This is a genomic window from Pseudomonas siliginis (assembly GCF_024072275.1).
Taxonomy (GTDB): domain Bacteria; phylum Pseudomonadota; class Gammaproteobacteria; order Pseudomonadales; family Pseudomonadaceae; genus Aquipseudomonas; species Aquipseudomonas siliginis.
Genome location: NZ_CP099598.1, coordinates 5780495 through 5795065 on the forward strand (window position 1 = coordinate 5780495; position 14571 = coordinate 5795065).

General features: G+C 60.6%; 12 protein-coding genes and 1 pseudogene. 8 read left to right on the plus strand and 5 right to left on the minus strand.

The features are described 5' to 3' along the window. Both NF676_RS26620 and NF676_RS26625 read left to right on the plus strand, forming a co-directional pair. Positions 1-1422, plus strand: coding sequence for an aminotransferase-like domain-containing protein (locus tag NF676_RS26620; protein WP_073470921.1), 1422 nt, complete (start codon positions 1-3; stop codon positions 1420-1422). Between the two features lie 61 nt (positions 1423-1483). Beyond that, positions 1484-3052 carry a phospholipase D family protein gene (locus NF676_RS26625; RefSeq protein WP_252887009.1) on the plus strand — a complete coding sequence of 523 codons (1569 nt, stop codon included), beginning with the start codon at positions 1484-1486 and terminating at the stop codon, positions 3050-3052. Between the two features lie 87 nt (positions 3053-3139). Here the strand turns inward: NF676_RS26625 and NF676_RS26630 are convergent, their stop codons facing one another. Together NF676_RS26630 and NF676_RS26635 are read right to left on the minus strand one after the other, a co-directional pair. Beyond that, entirely contained in the window at positions 3140-4282 is a 1143-nt protein-coding gene (locus NF676_RS26630; protein ID WP_252868468.1) for an MFS transporter, read from the minus strand. Between the two features lie 262 nt (positions 4283-4544). Then, complete coding sequence (locus tag NF676_RS26635; RefSeq protein ID WP_041476638.1) at positions 4545-6038, minus strand: aldehyde dehydrogenase; 1494 nt, start codon at positions 6036-6038, stop codon at positions 4545-4547. Between the two features lie 236 nt (positions 6039-6274). Here NF676_RS26635 and NF676_RS26640 point away from each other — a divergent pair, with 236 nt between their 5' ends. Then, positions 6275-6637: a cupin domain-containing protein gene (locus NF676_RS26640; protein WP_150742913.1), complete on the plus strand. Its 363-nt coding sequence runs from the start codon at positions 6275-6277 to the stop codon at positions 6635-6637. 203 nt (positions 6638-6840) lie between these two features. Here NF676_RS26640 and rpmG read toward each other — a convergent pair whose 3' ends face one another. Next, complete coding sequence (gene rpmG / locus NF676_RS26645; RefSeq protein ID WP_016772554.1) at positions 6841-6996, minus strand: 50S ribosomal protein L33; 156 nt, start codon at positions 6994-6996, stop codon at positions 6841-6843. 11 nt (positions 6997-7007) lie between these two features. Continuing rightward, a complete protein-coding gene (gene rpmB, locus NF676_RS26650) occupies positions 7008-7241 on the minus strand; it encodes a 50S ribosomal protein L28 (protein WP_007920377.1) in 234 nt (77 codons plus the stop codon). A gap of 446 nt (positions 7242-7687) precedes the next feature. Here rpmB and NF676_RS26655 point away from each other — a divergent pair, with 446 nt between their 5' ends. Further along, positions 7688-9274, plus strand: a complete 1587-nt coding sequence (locus NF676_RS26655) for an ABC transporter substrate-binding protein (RefSeq protein WP_150742912.1) — start codon at positions 7688-7690, stop codon at positions 9272-9274. Positions 9275-9419: 145 nt separating this feature from the next. Here NF676_RS26655 and radC read toward each other — a convergent pair whose 3' ends face one another. Further along, complete coding sequence (gene radC, locus NF676_RS26660; protein WP_041476636.1) at positions 9420-10094, minus strand: RadC family protein; 675 nt, start codon at positions 10092-10094, stop codon at positions 9420-9422. Positions 10095-10227: 133 nt separating this feature from the next. Here radC and coaBC point away from each other — a divergent pair, with 133 nt between their 5' ends. The 4 genes and pseudogenes from coaBC (at position 10228) to argB (ending at position 14527) form a co-directional block, all read left to right on the plus strand. Further along, positions 10228-11436, plus strand: coding sequence for a bifunctional phosphopantothenoylcysteine decarboxylase/phosphopantothenate--cysteine ligase CoaBC (gene coaBC, locus NF676_RS26665; protein ID WP_016772551.1), 1209 nt, complete (start codon positions 10228-10230; stop codon positions 11434-11436). Positions 11437-11441: 5 nt separating this feature from the next. Then, complete coding sequence (gene dut / locus NF676_RS26670) at positions 11442-11897, plus strand: dUTP diphosphatase (protein ID WP_016772550.1); 456 nt, start codon at positions 11442-11444, stop codon at positions 11895-11897. Between the two features lie 303 nt (positions 11898-12200). Beyond that, a pseudogene (locus tag NF676_RS26675) lies at positions 12201-13604 on the plus strand (phosphomannomutase/phosphoglucomutase); the annotation flags it as partial. A gap of 17 nt (positions 13605-13621) precedes the next feature. Beyond that, complete coding sequence (gene argB, locus NF676_RS26680; RefSeq protein WP_016772548.1) at positions 13622-14527, plus strand: acetylglutamate kinase; 906 nt, start codon at positions 13622-13624, stop codon at positions 14525-14527. Positions 14528-14571 lie beyond the last annotated feature (44 nt).

Sequence of the window (14571 nt, forward strand, 5' to 3'; positions counted from 1 at the left end):
ATGACTCTGTATGTAAACCTCGCCGAATTGCTCGGCACCCGCATCGAACAAGGCTTCTATCGTCCGGGCGACCGCTTGCCGTCGGTGCGTGCCTTGAGCGTCGAACACGGAGTCAGTCTGAGCACGGTGCAGCAGGCGTATCGCGTGCTAGAAGACAGCGGTCTGGCCACGCCAAAACCCAAGTCCGGCTATTTTGTCCCCGTCGGACGCGAGTTGCCGGAGCTGCCCGCAGTAGGCCGCCCCGCGCAACGGCCGGTAGAGATTTCGCAATGGGATCAGGTGCTGGAATTGATCCGCGCCGTACCGCGCAAGGACGTCGTGCAATTGGGACGTGGCATGCCCGATGTTGGCTCACCTACCATGAAGCCGCTGCTGCGCGGGCTGGCGCGAATCAGTCGGCGGCAGGACATGCCCGGTCTGTATTACGACAACATCCACGGCAACCTCGAACTGCGCGAACAGATCGCGCGCCTGATGCTCGATTCCGGCTGCCAGTTGAGCGCCAGTGAACTGGTGATCACCACTGGCTGCCACGAAGCGTTGTCCACCAGCATCCATGCGATCTGCGAGCCGGGCGACATCGTCGCGGTGGACTCGCCGAGTTTTCACGGCGCCATGCAAACCCTCAAAGGCCTGGGCATGAAAGCCCTGGAGATTCCCACCGATCCGCTCACCGGGATCAGCCTCGACGCCCTGGAACTGGCGCTGGAACAGTGGCCGATCAAGGCCATTCAGCTCACCCCAAACTGCAACAACCCGCTCGGCTACGTCATGCCCGAGTCGCGCAAACGCGCGTTATTGACGCTCGCCCAGCGTTTCGACGTGGCGATCATCGAAGATGATGTGTATGGCGAGCTGGCCTATACCTACCCGCGCCCGCGTACGATCAAATCCTTCGACGAAGACGGCCGCGTGTTGCTCTGCAGCTCGTTCTCCAAGACCCTGGCGCCAGGGCTGCGCATCGGCTGGGTGGCGCCGGGCCGATATCTGGAGCGAGTGCTGCACATGAAATACATCAGCACCGGCTCCACCGCGCCACAACCGCAGATCGCCATCGCCGAATTCATCAAGGCCGGCCATTTCGAGCCGCACTTGCGGCGTATGCGCATGCAGTACCAACGCAATCGTGACGCGATGATCGACTGGGTGACGCGCTATTTCCCGGCCGGCACCCGCGCCAGTCGCCCGCAGGGCAGCTTCATGCTCTGGGTGGAGCTGCCGGAAGGTTTCGACACGCTGAAACTGAATCGTGCGCTGCACGATCAGGGCGTACAGATTGCCGTTGGCAGCATCTTTTCCGCCTCGGGCAAGTACCGCAATTGTTTGCGGATGAACTACGCTGCCAAACCAACAGCGCAAATCGAAGAAGCGGTGCGCAAGGTCGGCGCTGCGGCAATCAAATTACTCGCTGAGACCGACTGACCTTTTTTGCGCGCCCAGCGTCCAAATTGCCGACCTCAGCCGCCAACCGGAACGACCCTACGTGAGCTTCAGACAGCCCCTACTCGCTTTACTGATACTCGCCTCGTTCCTCAGCGGCTGCGCCAGCCTTGATGTGTCGCGCGAACCAAGCCAGGCCCTGCCGGCGTCGGACTCCAGCTTCGGCCGTTCGATTCAGGCTCAGGCCGCGCCCTACAAAGGGCAGTCGGGGTTTCGCCTGCTCTCGGACAGTGGCGAGGCCTTTACCGCCCGCGCCGAGCTGATTCGTCATGCGCAGGTCAGCCTCGATTTGCAGTACTACATCGTCCACGACGGCATCAGCACGCGGATGCTGGTGGAGGAAGTGTTGAAGGCTGCCGACCGTGGCGTGCGCGTGCGCATCCTGCTCGATGACACCACCAGCGACGGCCTCGACCAGATCATCGCCACCCTTGCGGCACATCCGCAGATCCAGATTCGTTTGTTCAATCCGTTGCACCTGGGACGCAGCACCGGCGTTACGCGTGCGGCCGGACGACTGTTCAATCTGTCCGTGCAGCACCGGCGCATGCACAACAAGTTGTGGCTGGCGGACAACAGCGCGGCCATCGTCGGCGGGCGCAATCTGGGCGATGAATATTTCGACGCCGAACCCAACCTGAATTTCACCGACATCGACATGCTCAGCATCGGCCCGGTGGCCGAGCAGCTCGGACACAGTTTCGACCAGTACTGGAACAGCGCGCTGAGCAAGCCGATCGACGAATTCCTCTCCAGCCAACCGACCGCCGCCGACCTGCAAAACACGCGCACGCGCCTGGAAGAGTCGCTGGAAGAAACCCGCAAGCAGAACCACGCGCTGTATCAGCAGTTGATGAAGTTCACCACCGACCCGCGCATGGACATCTGGCGCAGAGAGCTGATCTGGGCCTGGAACCAGGCACTATGGGATGCACCGAGCAAGGTCCTGTCCAAGGGCGAACCCGATCCGCATCTGCTGCTGACCACGCAACTGGCGCCGGAACTGACCGGCGTCAGCAAAGAGCTGATCATGATTTCCGCCTACTTCGTGCCGGGTCAGCCGGGGCTGGTTTACCTGACCGGGCGCGCCGATGCCGGGGTCTCCGTGAGCCTGCTGACCAATTCACTGGAGGCCACTGACGTGCCGGCGGTGCATGGCGGTTACGCGCCCTATCGCAAGGCGTTGCTTGAACACGGGGTGAAACTTTATGAACTGCGCCGCCAGCCTGGGGATAACTACGGCAGCGGGCCGCGAGTGTTCTACAGCAAGTCGTTTCGCGGTTCGGATTCGAGTTTGCACAGCAAGGCGATGATCTTCGACCGGCGCAAATCGTTTATCGGCTCGTTCAACTTCGACCCGCGCTCGGTGCTGTGGAACACCGAAGTCGGCGTGCTCGTCGACAGCCCGGAACTGGCCGAGCACGTGCGCGCACTGGCGCTGCAAGGCATGGCGCCGACCCTGAGTTATCAGGCGAAACTCGAGGACGGCAAGGTCGTCTGGGTCACCGAAGACAACGGCCAGATGCACACTCTGACCAAGGAGCCTGGGAGCTGGTGGCGGCGCTTCAACTCATGGTTCAGCACCAGCGTCGGCCTGGAGCGGATGCTGTAAAAAGCAAAGATCGCAGCCTTCGGCAGCTCCTACAGTTGGAAATGCGTTTGCCCTGTAGGAGCTGCCGAAGGCTGCGATCTTTTGATCTCAAGCAGTCTGGATTTTGCCGAAGGCGCCCTGGCGCAACAACAGGATAACCAACCCGAAAGCCCCAGCCGCCATCAACAGTGGCAACGCATGCCCGTTGATCCACTGACTCCCCGCCCCCGCCGCCAACGGCCCGACCAGACAACCGACACCCCACAACTGGGCAATATGCGCATTGGCGCGCACCAGCGCATCGTCACGATAACGCTCGCCAATCAGAATCAGCGACAGGGTAAACAAGCCGCCAGCACTGGCGCCGAACAGCACCCAAAGCGGCCAGATCAGCAGCGTGTCGAGCAGCATTGGAATGGCCAGACTCGACAGCATTAACACTACCGCGCACCCGGCAAACAGCGTGCGCCGCGACAGGTAATCGGCCAGGGCGCCAATCGGCAATTGCAGCAGCGCATCGCCGACCACCACGGTGCTGACCATGGCCAGCGCGATTTCGGCGGTGAACCCCTGTTGCAGGCAGTACACCGGCAGCAACGTCAGGATCATCGCTTCGAACGCGGCGAACAATGACACCGCCCAGGCAATCGCCGGCAGCTCACGGGCAAAGCCCCACAGATCGCCAAACGTGACGCTGTTGGCCTCGCTGCTCGGCGCGCCGCTGCGCCCCAGCAGCAGGAAAGGCGAGAGCGTCAGCAGACCGACCCCGACCCAGAAACCGTAATCATGCTCGGTACCCAGCGCACCCAGCAGCAACGGACCGGACAGCTGGCTCAGCGCATAGCTGCTGCCATACAGCGCCACCAGACGCCCGCGCCACTGCTCGACCACCAGCTGATTGATCCAGCTCTCGCCAAGAATGAACACGATGGTCAGGATCACACCGATCAGCAACCGCAGCAGCAACCAGATCGGATAACTCGGCAGCAGCGCCAGCAGGCCGATCGACAATGCCCCGGCCCACAGGCACAGGCGCATCAGGTTCGCCGTGCCGAAATACGCAGCGAGATGGCTGGAAACCTTCGCCCCGAGCAGCACGCCGATTGCCGGCATGGCTGCCATCACTCCGATGGCGAACGAGCCGTAGCCCCAGCCCTCCAGACGCAACGACACCAGCGGCATGCTGACCCCCAGGGCCAGACCGACACTCAAGACAGACGCCAACACGGCGAAATACGTCGCCCACCGCATGTTCCACGCTCCTGTGGATATTTTTATATGCACCACAAAATCACTGTGGGAGCGAGCCCCTGTGGCGAGGGGATTTATCCCCGTTGGGTCGCGCAGCGGCCCCAAAACCTGCAACCACGATGTACCAGGTACACCGCGTGCAATGGTTTAGCGACTGCTTCGCAGCCGAACGGGGATAAATCCCCTCACCACAGAGGCACGCTCCCACAGGGGATCTCTGTCTGGTTCGGGAGCCTGACTGAATCAGGCTCCCCTTAGCGGTTTACAGCTTGATCCACGTCGCCTTCAGCTCGGTGTACTTGTCGAAGGCGTGCAGCGATTTGTCGCGACCGTTGCCCGACTGCTTGAAGCCACCGAACGGCGCGGTCATGTCGCCACCATCGTACTGGTTGACCCACACGCTACCGGCGCGCAGGGCCTTGGCAGTCAGGTGCGCCTTGGAGATGTCCTGGGTCCACACCGCTGCGGCCAGACCGTATGGCGTGTCGTTGGCAATCTGGATGGCTTCTTCGGCGCTATCGAAAGCGATCACCGACAACACTGGGCCGAAAATCTCTTCCTGAGCAATCTTCATCGCATTGCTCACACCATCGAAAATGGTTGGCTCGACGTAAGTGCCACCGGTCTCCTGGAGGATGCGCTTGCCGCCGGCGACCAGTTTGGCGCCATCGCTATGGCCGGATTCGATGTACGACAGCACGGTGTTCATCTGCTGGGTATCGACCAGCGCACCGACGTTGGTCGCCGGGTCCAGCGGATTGCCGGGCTTCCAGGTTTTCAGCGCCTCGATCACCATCGGCAGGAATTTGTCCTTGATCGAGCGCTCGACCAGCAGACGCGAACCGGCGGTGCAGACTTCGCCCTGGTTGAAGGCGATGGCGCTGGCGGCGGATTCAGCGGCGGCCTGCAGATCCGGCGCATCGGCGAAGACGATGTTCGGGCTCTTGCCGCCGGCTTCCAGCCAGACACGCTTCATGTTCGATTCGCCGGCGTAGACCATCAGTTGCTTGGCGATCTTGGTCGAGCCGGTGAAGACCAGCGTGTCGACATCATTATGCAGACCCAGCGCCTTGCCGACGGTGTGGCCATAGCCCGGCAGCACATTGAGCACGCCTTTCGGAATCCCGGCTTCAATGGCCAGCGCAGCGATACGGATGGCGGTCAGCGGCGACTTTTCCGACGGCTTGAGGATCACCGAGTTGCCGGTCGACAGCGCCGGGCCGAGTTTCCAGCAAGCCATCATCAGCGGGAAGTTCCACGGCACGATAGCGCCGACCACGCCCACCGGCTCGCGAGTCACCAGGCCCAGTTGATCATGTGGGGTCGCGGCGACTTCGTCGTAGATCTTGTCGATCGCTTCACCGCTCCAGCTCAGCGCCTGCGCGGCACCCGGCACGTCGATGTACAGCGAATCGCTGATCGGCTTGCCCATGTCGAGAGTTTCCAGCAGCGCGAGTTCTTCGGCGTGCTGTTTCAGCAGGCTGGCGAAGCGGATCATGGTGGCTTTGCGTTTGGTCGGCGCCAGGCGCGACCAGACGCCGGAGTTGAAGGTGGCGCGGGCGTTTTCTACAGCACGGTCAGCATCGGCGGCGTCGCAGCTGGCGATCTTGCCGAGCAAGCGGCCATCGACCGGGCTGATGCATTCGAAGGTTTCGCCGGAAACGGCGTCGGTGTATTCGCCATTCAGGAAGGCGCGGCCTTCGATTTTCAGATCGCGGGCGCGTTGTTCCCAGTCGGCACGAGTCAGGGTGGTCATTCGGGTGTCCTCCTCTTATTGAATACGAGCACCGCAAGCGCTGCGGCGCTGTTCAAGAATTCTGCCCGGCCAGCCTGCACTTTCGGCCCGAGGCACCCGCCACCCTAAACCAGCGACCGGGTTTGTTTCAATATATTTGACATAAGCTGGCCATACGGCCTTGCGGTGTTCATTTTAATAAACATAGACTTTGGCTCATTCCAGCCAACGCGCCGTCATTAACGGAGAAAACAACAATGAACATCCAGAACGTCGTCGACATCAGCCTCGCCAGCAGCGAAGCCGAGCGTTATCGCCCGGACCCGGCGAAAGTGCTCAAGGGCGATCCTGAGCAGGCGGTGTTTCATCAATACGACAGCCCTTGTGGGCAAATGGGTGTTGGTGTGTGGGAAGGCGCGGTGGGCCAGTGGACGGTGAATTACACCGAGAATGAGTACTGCGAGATTCTGCAGGGGGTTTCGGTATTGCGTGACAGCGATGGCAATGCCAAGACCTTGCGCGTTGGCGATCGCTTCGTGATCCCGGCGGGTTTTCGCGGCACCTGGGAAGTGCTGGAGGCTTGCCGCAAGGTTTATGTGATCTTTGAACAGAAGGCTTGAGATGTTTGCTGGCTGATCGGCCCTCATCGCTGGCAAGCCAGCTCCCACAGGTTTTGTGCATGACACAGGTTCTGTGAAGACCGGCAATCAATGTGGGAGCTGGCTTGCCAGCGATAAGGCCTAACCGGTCACCGCAGAATCCAAGGCAAAAAAAAGGCCCGTATCTCACGATACGGGCCTTTTTCGCAGTCAGGAAAAATCAATTACTTGATTTTGCCTTCCTTGTACATCACGTGCTTGCGAACAACCGGATCATATTTCTTGATCTCGATTTTGTCCGGGGTAGTACGCTTGTTCTTGTCGGTAGTGTAGAAGTGACCAGTACCGGCGCTCGAGATCAAACGAATCAATTCACGCATGATTAGCTCCCTTAAATCTTGCCATCGCGGCGAAGTTCGGCGAGCACGACAGTGATGCCACGCTTGTCGATGATACGCATGCCTTTGGCAGATACGCGCAGACGCACAAAACGTTTCTCTTCTTCAACCCAGAAGCGGTGATGCTGCAGGTTCGGCAGGAAACGACGACGGGTTTTGTTGTTTGCGTGGGAAATGTTATTCCCAGTCACCGGACCCTTACCGGTAACTTGACATACTCTCGACATGCCTCAGCCCTCTAAAACCACATGCCCAACCCGGCATGGGTTGGCCGCTTAATCTCTCAGTCATTTGGCGCCAGGCGCCGCGTTTCTTTAGAGGTCTTACCGGCTACACCTACAGTGAAGGAACCGGGCCCCTAGAAAAGAGCGCTGCTTTATACCAGAAAGACCGGGGTGCAACAACAATCGGTGTGCAATCAATCGGCAAAAGGGCGATTTTTTCCGCCGCAGACGCCTTGGACAAAGGCTGCGGCCAGTTTTGACCACTCGTCGCAGAAATCCCGTCCTACAGGCGATTCAGACTTTTCATCCCCCTGCCCACGCTCGAAACCGCGCAAAAGTGCGCCTGAAAATGCAAAAAGGGGATAGTCATTTGCAATTCAGAGCTCTAGGGTAGGACTTTTCCAGACTGCACTTGCAGATGGGCCTTCGATCTGTAAAGGAAACCGACCATGCGCCTCGCTGCCCTACCCCTGTTGCTCGCCCCGCTCCTGCTGAGCCCCCTCGCCCAGGCCGCCGCGTTGAGCGTGTGTACCGAGGCCAGCCCTGAAGGGTTCGACGTGGTGCAGTACAACTCGCTGACCACCACCAATGCTTCAGCTGACGTACTGATGAACCGCTTGGTGGATTTCGACACCGCCAGTGGCAAGGTCATCCCGAGCCTGGCCGACAGCTGGGAAGTCAGCACCGACGGCCTGACGTATGTATTCAAGCTGCACCCGCAGGTGAAATTTCACACAACCGATTACTTCAAGCCGAGCCGCGAGCTGAGTGCCGAAGACGTAAAATTCAGCTTCGACCGCATGCTCGACCCGGCCAACCCGTGGCACAAAGTCGCCCAGAGCGGCTTCCCCCATGCGCAGTCGATGCAACTGCCAACCCTGATCAAGAAGATCGACGCCCTTGACCCGCTCACCGTGCGTTTCACGCTTGATCATCCGGATTCGACCTTCCTCGCGACCCTGAGCATGGGCTTCGCCTCGATCTATTCCGCCGAATACGCCGACAAACTGATGAAGGCCGGCGCCACCGACAAACTCAACAGCCAGCCGATCGGCACCGGTCCGTTCGTGTTCAATCGCTTTCAGAAAGACGCGGCGATTCGCTACAAGGCCAACCCGGATTATTTCCATGGCAAGCCTGCCGTCGACCCGTTGATCTTCGCCATCACGCCGGACGCCAACGTGCGCCTGCAAAAGCTGCGGCGCAATGAATGCCAGATCGCCCTGTCGCCGAAACCATTGGATGTACAGGCCGCGCTGAAGGAACCGACGCTGAAAGTCGAAAAGACTGACGCGTTCATGACCGCTTTCGTGGGCATTAACAGCCAGCATCCGCCGCTGGACAAGCCGGAAGTGCGCCAGGCGATCAACCTCGCCTTCGACAAGGCCAACTACATCAAAGCCGTGTTCGAAGACACCGCCGAAGCGGCCAATGGCCCGTACCCGCCGAACACCTGGAGCTACGCGAAGAACCTGCCGGGCTACCCGCACGACGTGGCCAAGGCCAAGGCGCTGCTGGCCAAGGCCGGCTTGAAGGACGGCTTCCAGACCACAATCTGGACGCGGCCATCGGGCAGCCTGCTCAACCCCAACCCGAGTCTCGGCGCGCAGATGCTGCAGTCGGATCTGGCCGAGATCGGCATCCAGGCAGAAATTCGTGTGATCGAATGGGGCGAACTGATTCGTCGCGCCAAGGCCGGCGAACATGATCTGCTGTTCATGGGCTGGGCCGGCGACAACGGCGACCCGGACAACTTCCTCACCCCGCAATTTTCCTGCGCGGCAGTGAAGTCCGGGACCAACTTCGCGCGGTACTGCAACGCCGATCTGGACAAGCTGATCAGCGCCGGCAAGACCACCAGCGAGCAAGGCGTGCGCACCAAGCTGTATGAGCAGGCACAAGCGCAGATCCAGCAGCAGGCATTGTGGCTGCCACTGGCGCACCCGACGGCCTACGCTTTGACGCGCAAGGATGTTCAGGGTTATTCCGTCAGCCCGTTCGGCCGCCAGGATTATTCCAAGGTCAGCCTCAAATAACCTGCCTGACACACCGGTGGATGGAAACAATCTGTGGGAGCGAGCCCGCTCGCGAAAGCGGTCATTCAGCAAACAATGATGCTGACTGATAAAACGCCTTCGCGAGCAGGCTCGCTCCCACAAGGTCCAGAATCGGCGCCGAGAACTACATCCAGCCACACTCCGCCATCGACAGCGGTTCGCCGTCTCCGACGATGAAGTGATCGAGCACTCGCACGTCAATCAGCTCCAGCGCTTTCTGCAGGCGCTTGGTCAGCAGCCGATCGGCCTGACTAGGATCGGTGTTGCCGGACGGATGGTTGTGACAGAGGATCACCGCCGCCGCGTTATTGGCCAGCGCGCGCTTCACCACCTCCCGGGGGTGCACGCTGGTATTGTCGATCGAGCCGCGAAACAGCGCCTCGAAATTCAGCACCTGATGTTTCGAATCGAGAAACAGGCAGCCGAACACCTCGTGCGGCTCATGCCGCAGCATCGCCTTGAGGTAATCGCGGACGACCTGAGGGTTCTCCAGTGCCGGTTTCTGTCGTGAGCGCTCGGCCAGATGGCGCTTGCTCATTTCCTGCGCGGCTTGCAGCTGCGCGAACTTGGCGGGGCCGAGGCCCAGTTGTTTGCTGAATGCGTCCTGATCGGCCTCGAGCAGCAAACGCAGGCCACCGAATTGCGTCAGCAGATGTCTGGCGAGGTCGACAGCGCTTTTTCCGGGCAATCCGGTGCGCAGAAAAATCGCCAACAACTCAGCGTCCGAAAGACTCCCTGCGCCGTGTTCCAACAGCCTTTCCCGCGGCCGTTCCGCCGCCGGCCAATCGCGAATACTCATAGCACCTCCTTGTCTGTGGGCGCCGCTGTTCCGTAGCGGTCGCTGTGATATCGTAGCCCATCTTTTTGGCGGTCGATTCAACCCTGGGGAGGGGTATCGCGCCGCCGTCATCAACGAAATGAAAGGCAGACCTATGCAGCGGCTGTATCGGAAACGCATCGTTCTGGGCGTCGGCGGCGGCATTGCGGCCTACAAGAGCGCCGATCTGGTTCGCCGCCTGATCGACCAGGGTGCCGAAGTGCGCGTGGTCATGACCCATGGCGGCGCCGAATTCATTACCCCGCTGACCATGCAGGCCCTGTCGGGCCACCCGGTTCACCTCGACTTGCTCGACCCTGCCGCCGAAGCCGCCATGGGTCATATCGAGCTGGCGAAATGGGCCGATCTGGTGCTGATCGCCCCGGCCACCGCCGACCTGATCGCCCGTCTGGCCCAAGGCATTGCCAACGATCTGCTGACAACCTTGGTGCTGGCCACCGACGCCGTGGTTGCTGTCGCGCCAGCGATGAATCAGGCGATGTGGCGCGACCCGGCGACCCAGGCCAACCTGCAACTGCTGGAAAGCCGTGGCCTGAAGACTTTCGGCCCGGCCTCGGGCAGCCAGGCCTGCGGCGACGTCGGCATGGGCCGCATGATGGAGGCCACCGATCTGGCCCTGCTCGCCGCTGATTGCTTCCAGCGCCAGGCCCTGACCGGCAAGCATGTGGTGATCACCGCCGGCCCGACTCAGGAAAACATCGACCCGGTGCGCTACATCACTAACCACAGCTCCGGCAAAATGGGTTTTGCCCTCGCCGAAGCAGCCGTGGAAGCCGGCGCCCGTGTCACTTTGATCAGCGGCCCGGTGCACTTGCCGACGCCTGATCGCGTGACGCGGATCGATGTGGTCAGCGCCCGCGACATGCTCGCCGCCTGCGAATCGGCCATGCCTTGCGACGTGTTCATCTCGTCGGCAGCGGTGGCGGACTACCGCCCGGAGGTCGTCGCTCCGCATAAGCTCAAGAAAGATCCTACAAGCGGCGACGGCTTCGTCCTGCAAATGGTGCGCAACCCGGACATCCTTGCCACCATCGCGACCCGTCCCGACCGTCCGTTCAGTGTCGGCTTCGCCGCCGAAACCGAACACCTGCTCGACTACGCTGCACGCAAGCTGAAGGACAAGAATCTCGATCTGATCGTCGCCAACGACGTCGCCAACCCGAGCATCGGTTTCAACAGCGAAGAAAACGCCTGCAGCGTCATCGACCGTGAGCTGCACGCCACGGTTTTCGCCCAGACCAGCAAGAGCAAGATCGCTCGCCAACTGGTCACTTTTATCGCCGAACGTCTGAACCAGGTTTAATTTACATGCACGCTTTGCAAGCCAAGATCCTCGATCCACGCATCGGTACCGAATTCCCGCTGCCGCAATACGCCACACCGGGCTCCGCCGGCCTCGACCTGCGCGCCATGCTGGAACAGGACATCGTGATCAAACCGGGTGAAACCGTGCTGATTCCCACCGGCCTGTCGGTGTACATCGGCGACCCGAATCTCGCCGCGCTGATCCTGCCGCGCTCGGGCATGGGCCATAAACACGGCATCGTGCTGGGCAATCTGGTCGGCCTGATCGACTCCGATTACCAGGGCCCGCTGATGGTCTCCTGCTGGAACCGCGGCCAGAGCGACTTCACCATGACTGTCGGCGAACGCCTGGCGCAATTGGTGCTGGTACCGGTGGTGCAGGCGCATTTCGAAATGGTTGAAGAGTTTGTCGAGACCGAGCGCGGTACCGGTGGTTTTGGCCATACCGGCACCAAATAACCGAATAGAAATTATTGCGGTGAGGGGATTTATCCCCGATAGGCTGCGAAGCGGCCCCAAGATTTTGGGTCTGCTGCGCAGCCCAACGGGGATAAATCCCCTCGCCACAAAAAATGCGCTACATCGGCGGCAGGTATTAACACCGTAAATCAAGGTTTTGCCGGCCGAAAGCCACGCCAGGCGAGGCGTCATGGCCCTTTCATAGCACGAACTCTCTGTGGAAAACGCCGTCATACCCTTCAGTTTGAGCCTGCCGTCGAATCTTTCGCCGGTCTGTCCCGCCCTTTTCGAGATGGAGCATGTCCACAGATGAGCACCCCCGCCAAGATCGCCCCGACGCTGCCTGACAGCATTTTCCGCGCCTACGACATTCGTGGCACCGTGCCGGAATACCTCAACGGTGAAACCGCCTACTGGATCGGTCGCGCCATCGGCTCGCAGAGCCTGGCCCAGGGTGAACCGAACGTGTCGGTCGGTCGTGACGGTCGCCTGTCAGGCCCGGAGCTGGTCGCGGAACTCATTCGCGGCATCGCCGAGAGCGGTTGCCACGTCAGCGATGTCGGCCTGGTGCCAACGCCGGCACTGTACTACGCCGCCAATGTGCTGGCCGGCAAGTCCGGGGTGATGCTCACCGGTAGCCACAATCCGTCGAACTACAACGGCTTCAAAATCGTCATCGCCGGCGACACCCTCGCCAACGAGCAGATTCAGGTGCTCCACGAGCGCATCAAGAACAATGACCTGAGCAGCGGCCAGGGCAGCGTCACTCAGGTCGAAATCCTCGACCGCTACAACACCGAAATCGTCCAGGACATCAAACTGGCCCGCCGCCTGAAAGTCGTGGTCGACTGCGGCAACGGCGCGGCCGGCGTGATCGCCCCGCAACTGATCGAAGCGCTGAACTGCGAAGTCATCCCGCTGTTCTGCGAAGTCGACGGCAACTTCCCGAACCATCACCCGGATCCGGGCAAACCGGAAAACCTCGTAGACCTGATTGCCAAAGTCAAAGAGACCAACGCCGATATCGGCCTGGCCTTCGACGGTGACGGCGACCGCGTTGGCGTGGTGACCAACACCGGCAGCATCGTCTACCCGGATCGTCTGCTGATGCTGTTCGCTCGCGACGTAGTGGCGCGCAACCCGGACGCGGAAATCATCTTCGACGTCAAATGCACCCGTCGCCTGGTGCCATTGATCAAGGAATACGGTGGTCGGCCGCTAATGTGGAAGACCGGTCACTCGTTGATCAAAAAGAAAATGAAACAATCCGGCGCGCTGTTGGCCGGCGAAATGAGCGGGCACATCTTCTTCAAGGAGCGCTGGTTCGGTTTCGACGACGGCATTTACAGCGCCGCACGTCTGCTGGAGATCCTCAGCAAGGAAAAATCCACTGCTGAAGAGCTGTTTGCGACCTTTCCGAACGATATTTCCACGCCGGAAATCAATATCCATGTGACCGAAGAGAGCAAATTCAGCATCATTGATGCACTGCACGATGCTCAGTGGGGCGAAGGCGCCGACCTGACCACCATCGACGGCGTGCGTGTCGATTACGCCAAAGGCTGGGGCCTGGTGCGCGCGTCCAACACCACACCGGTGCTGGTGCTGCGCTTCGAGGCCGATGACGAGGCTGAATTGCAGCGCATCAAGGATGTGTTCCACGCCCAACTGAAACGCGTTGCACCTGATCTCCAACTACCGTTCTGATCCACCCGGAGCCCTGAATGACCCTCGAACGCGAAGCCGCCGCCAACACTGCCAAGGTCCTGTCCGAAGCGCTGCCTTACATCCGACGCTATGTCGGCAAGACCCTGGTGATCAAATACGGCGGCAACGCGATGGAAAGCGAGGAGCTGAAAACCGGCTTCGCCCGCGACATCGTGCTGATGAAAGCCGTGGGCATCAACCCGGTGGTCGTGCACGGTGGCGGCCCGCAGATCGGTGATCTGCTCAAGCGCCTGTCGATCGAAAGCCACTTCGTCGACGGCATGCGCGTTACCGACGCGGCGACCATGGACGTGGTGGAAATGGTCCTTGGCGGTCAGGTCAACAAGAGTATCGTCAACCTGATCAACCGCCATGGCGGCAGCGCCATCGGCCTGACCGGTAAGGATGCCGGGCTGATCCGGGCGAAGAAGCTCACCGTCTCCCGCCAGACCCCGGAGATGACCCAGCCGGAAATCATCGACATCGGCCATGTCGGCGAAGTCGTCGGCATCAATACCGAGCTGTTGAATCTGCTGGTCAAAGGCAACTTCATCCCGGTCATCGCGCCGATTGGCGTCGGTGAGAACGGCGAGTCGTACAACATCAACGCCGACCTGGTGGCGGGCAAGGTTGCCGAAGCACTGAAAGCTGAAAAGCTGATGCTGCTGACCAACATTGCCGGCCTGATGGACAAGTCGGGCACCGTGCTGACCGGCCTGAGCACGCAGCAGGTCGACGACCTGATCGCCGATGGCACGATCTACGGCGGCATGCTGCCGAAGATCCGCTGCGCACTGGAAGCGGTTCAGGGTGGCGTAGGTAGTTCGTTGATCATCGACGGTCGTGTGCCGAACGCGATTCTGCTGGAAATCTTCACTGATACTGGCGTGGGTACGCTGATCAGCAATCGCAAGCGTCCTTGATCGCTGATACACCGGAGATCGCAATCTGCGGCAGCGCCTGCAAA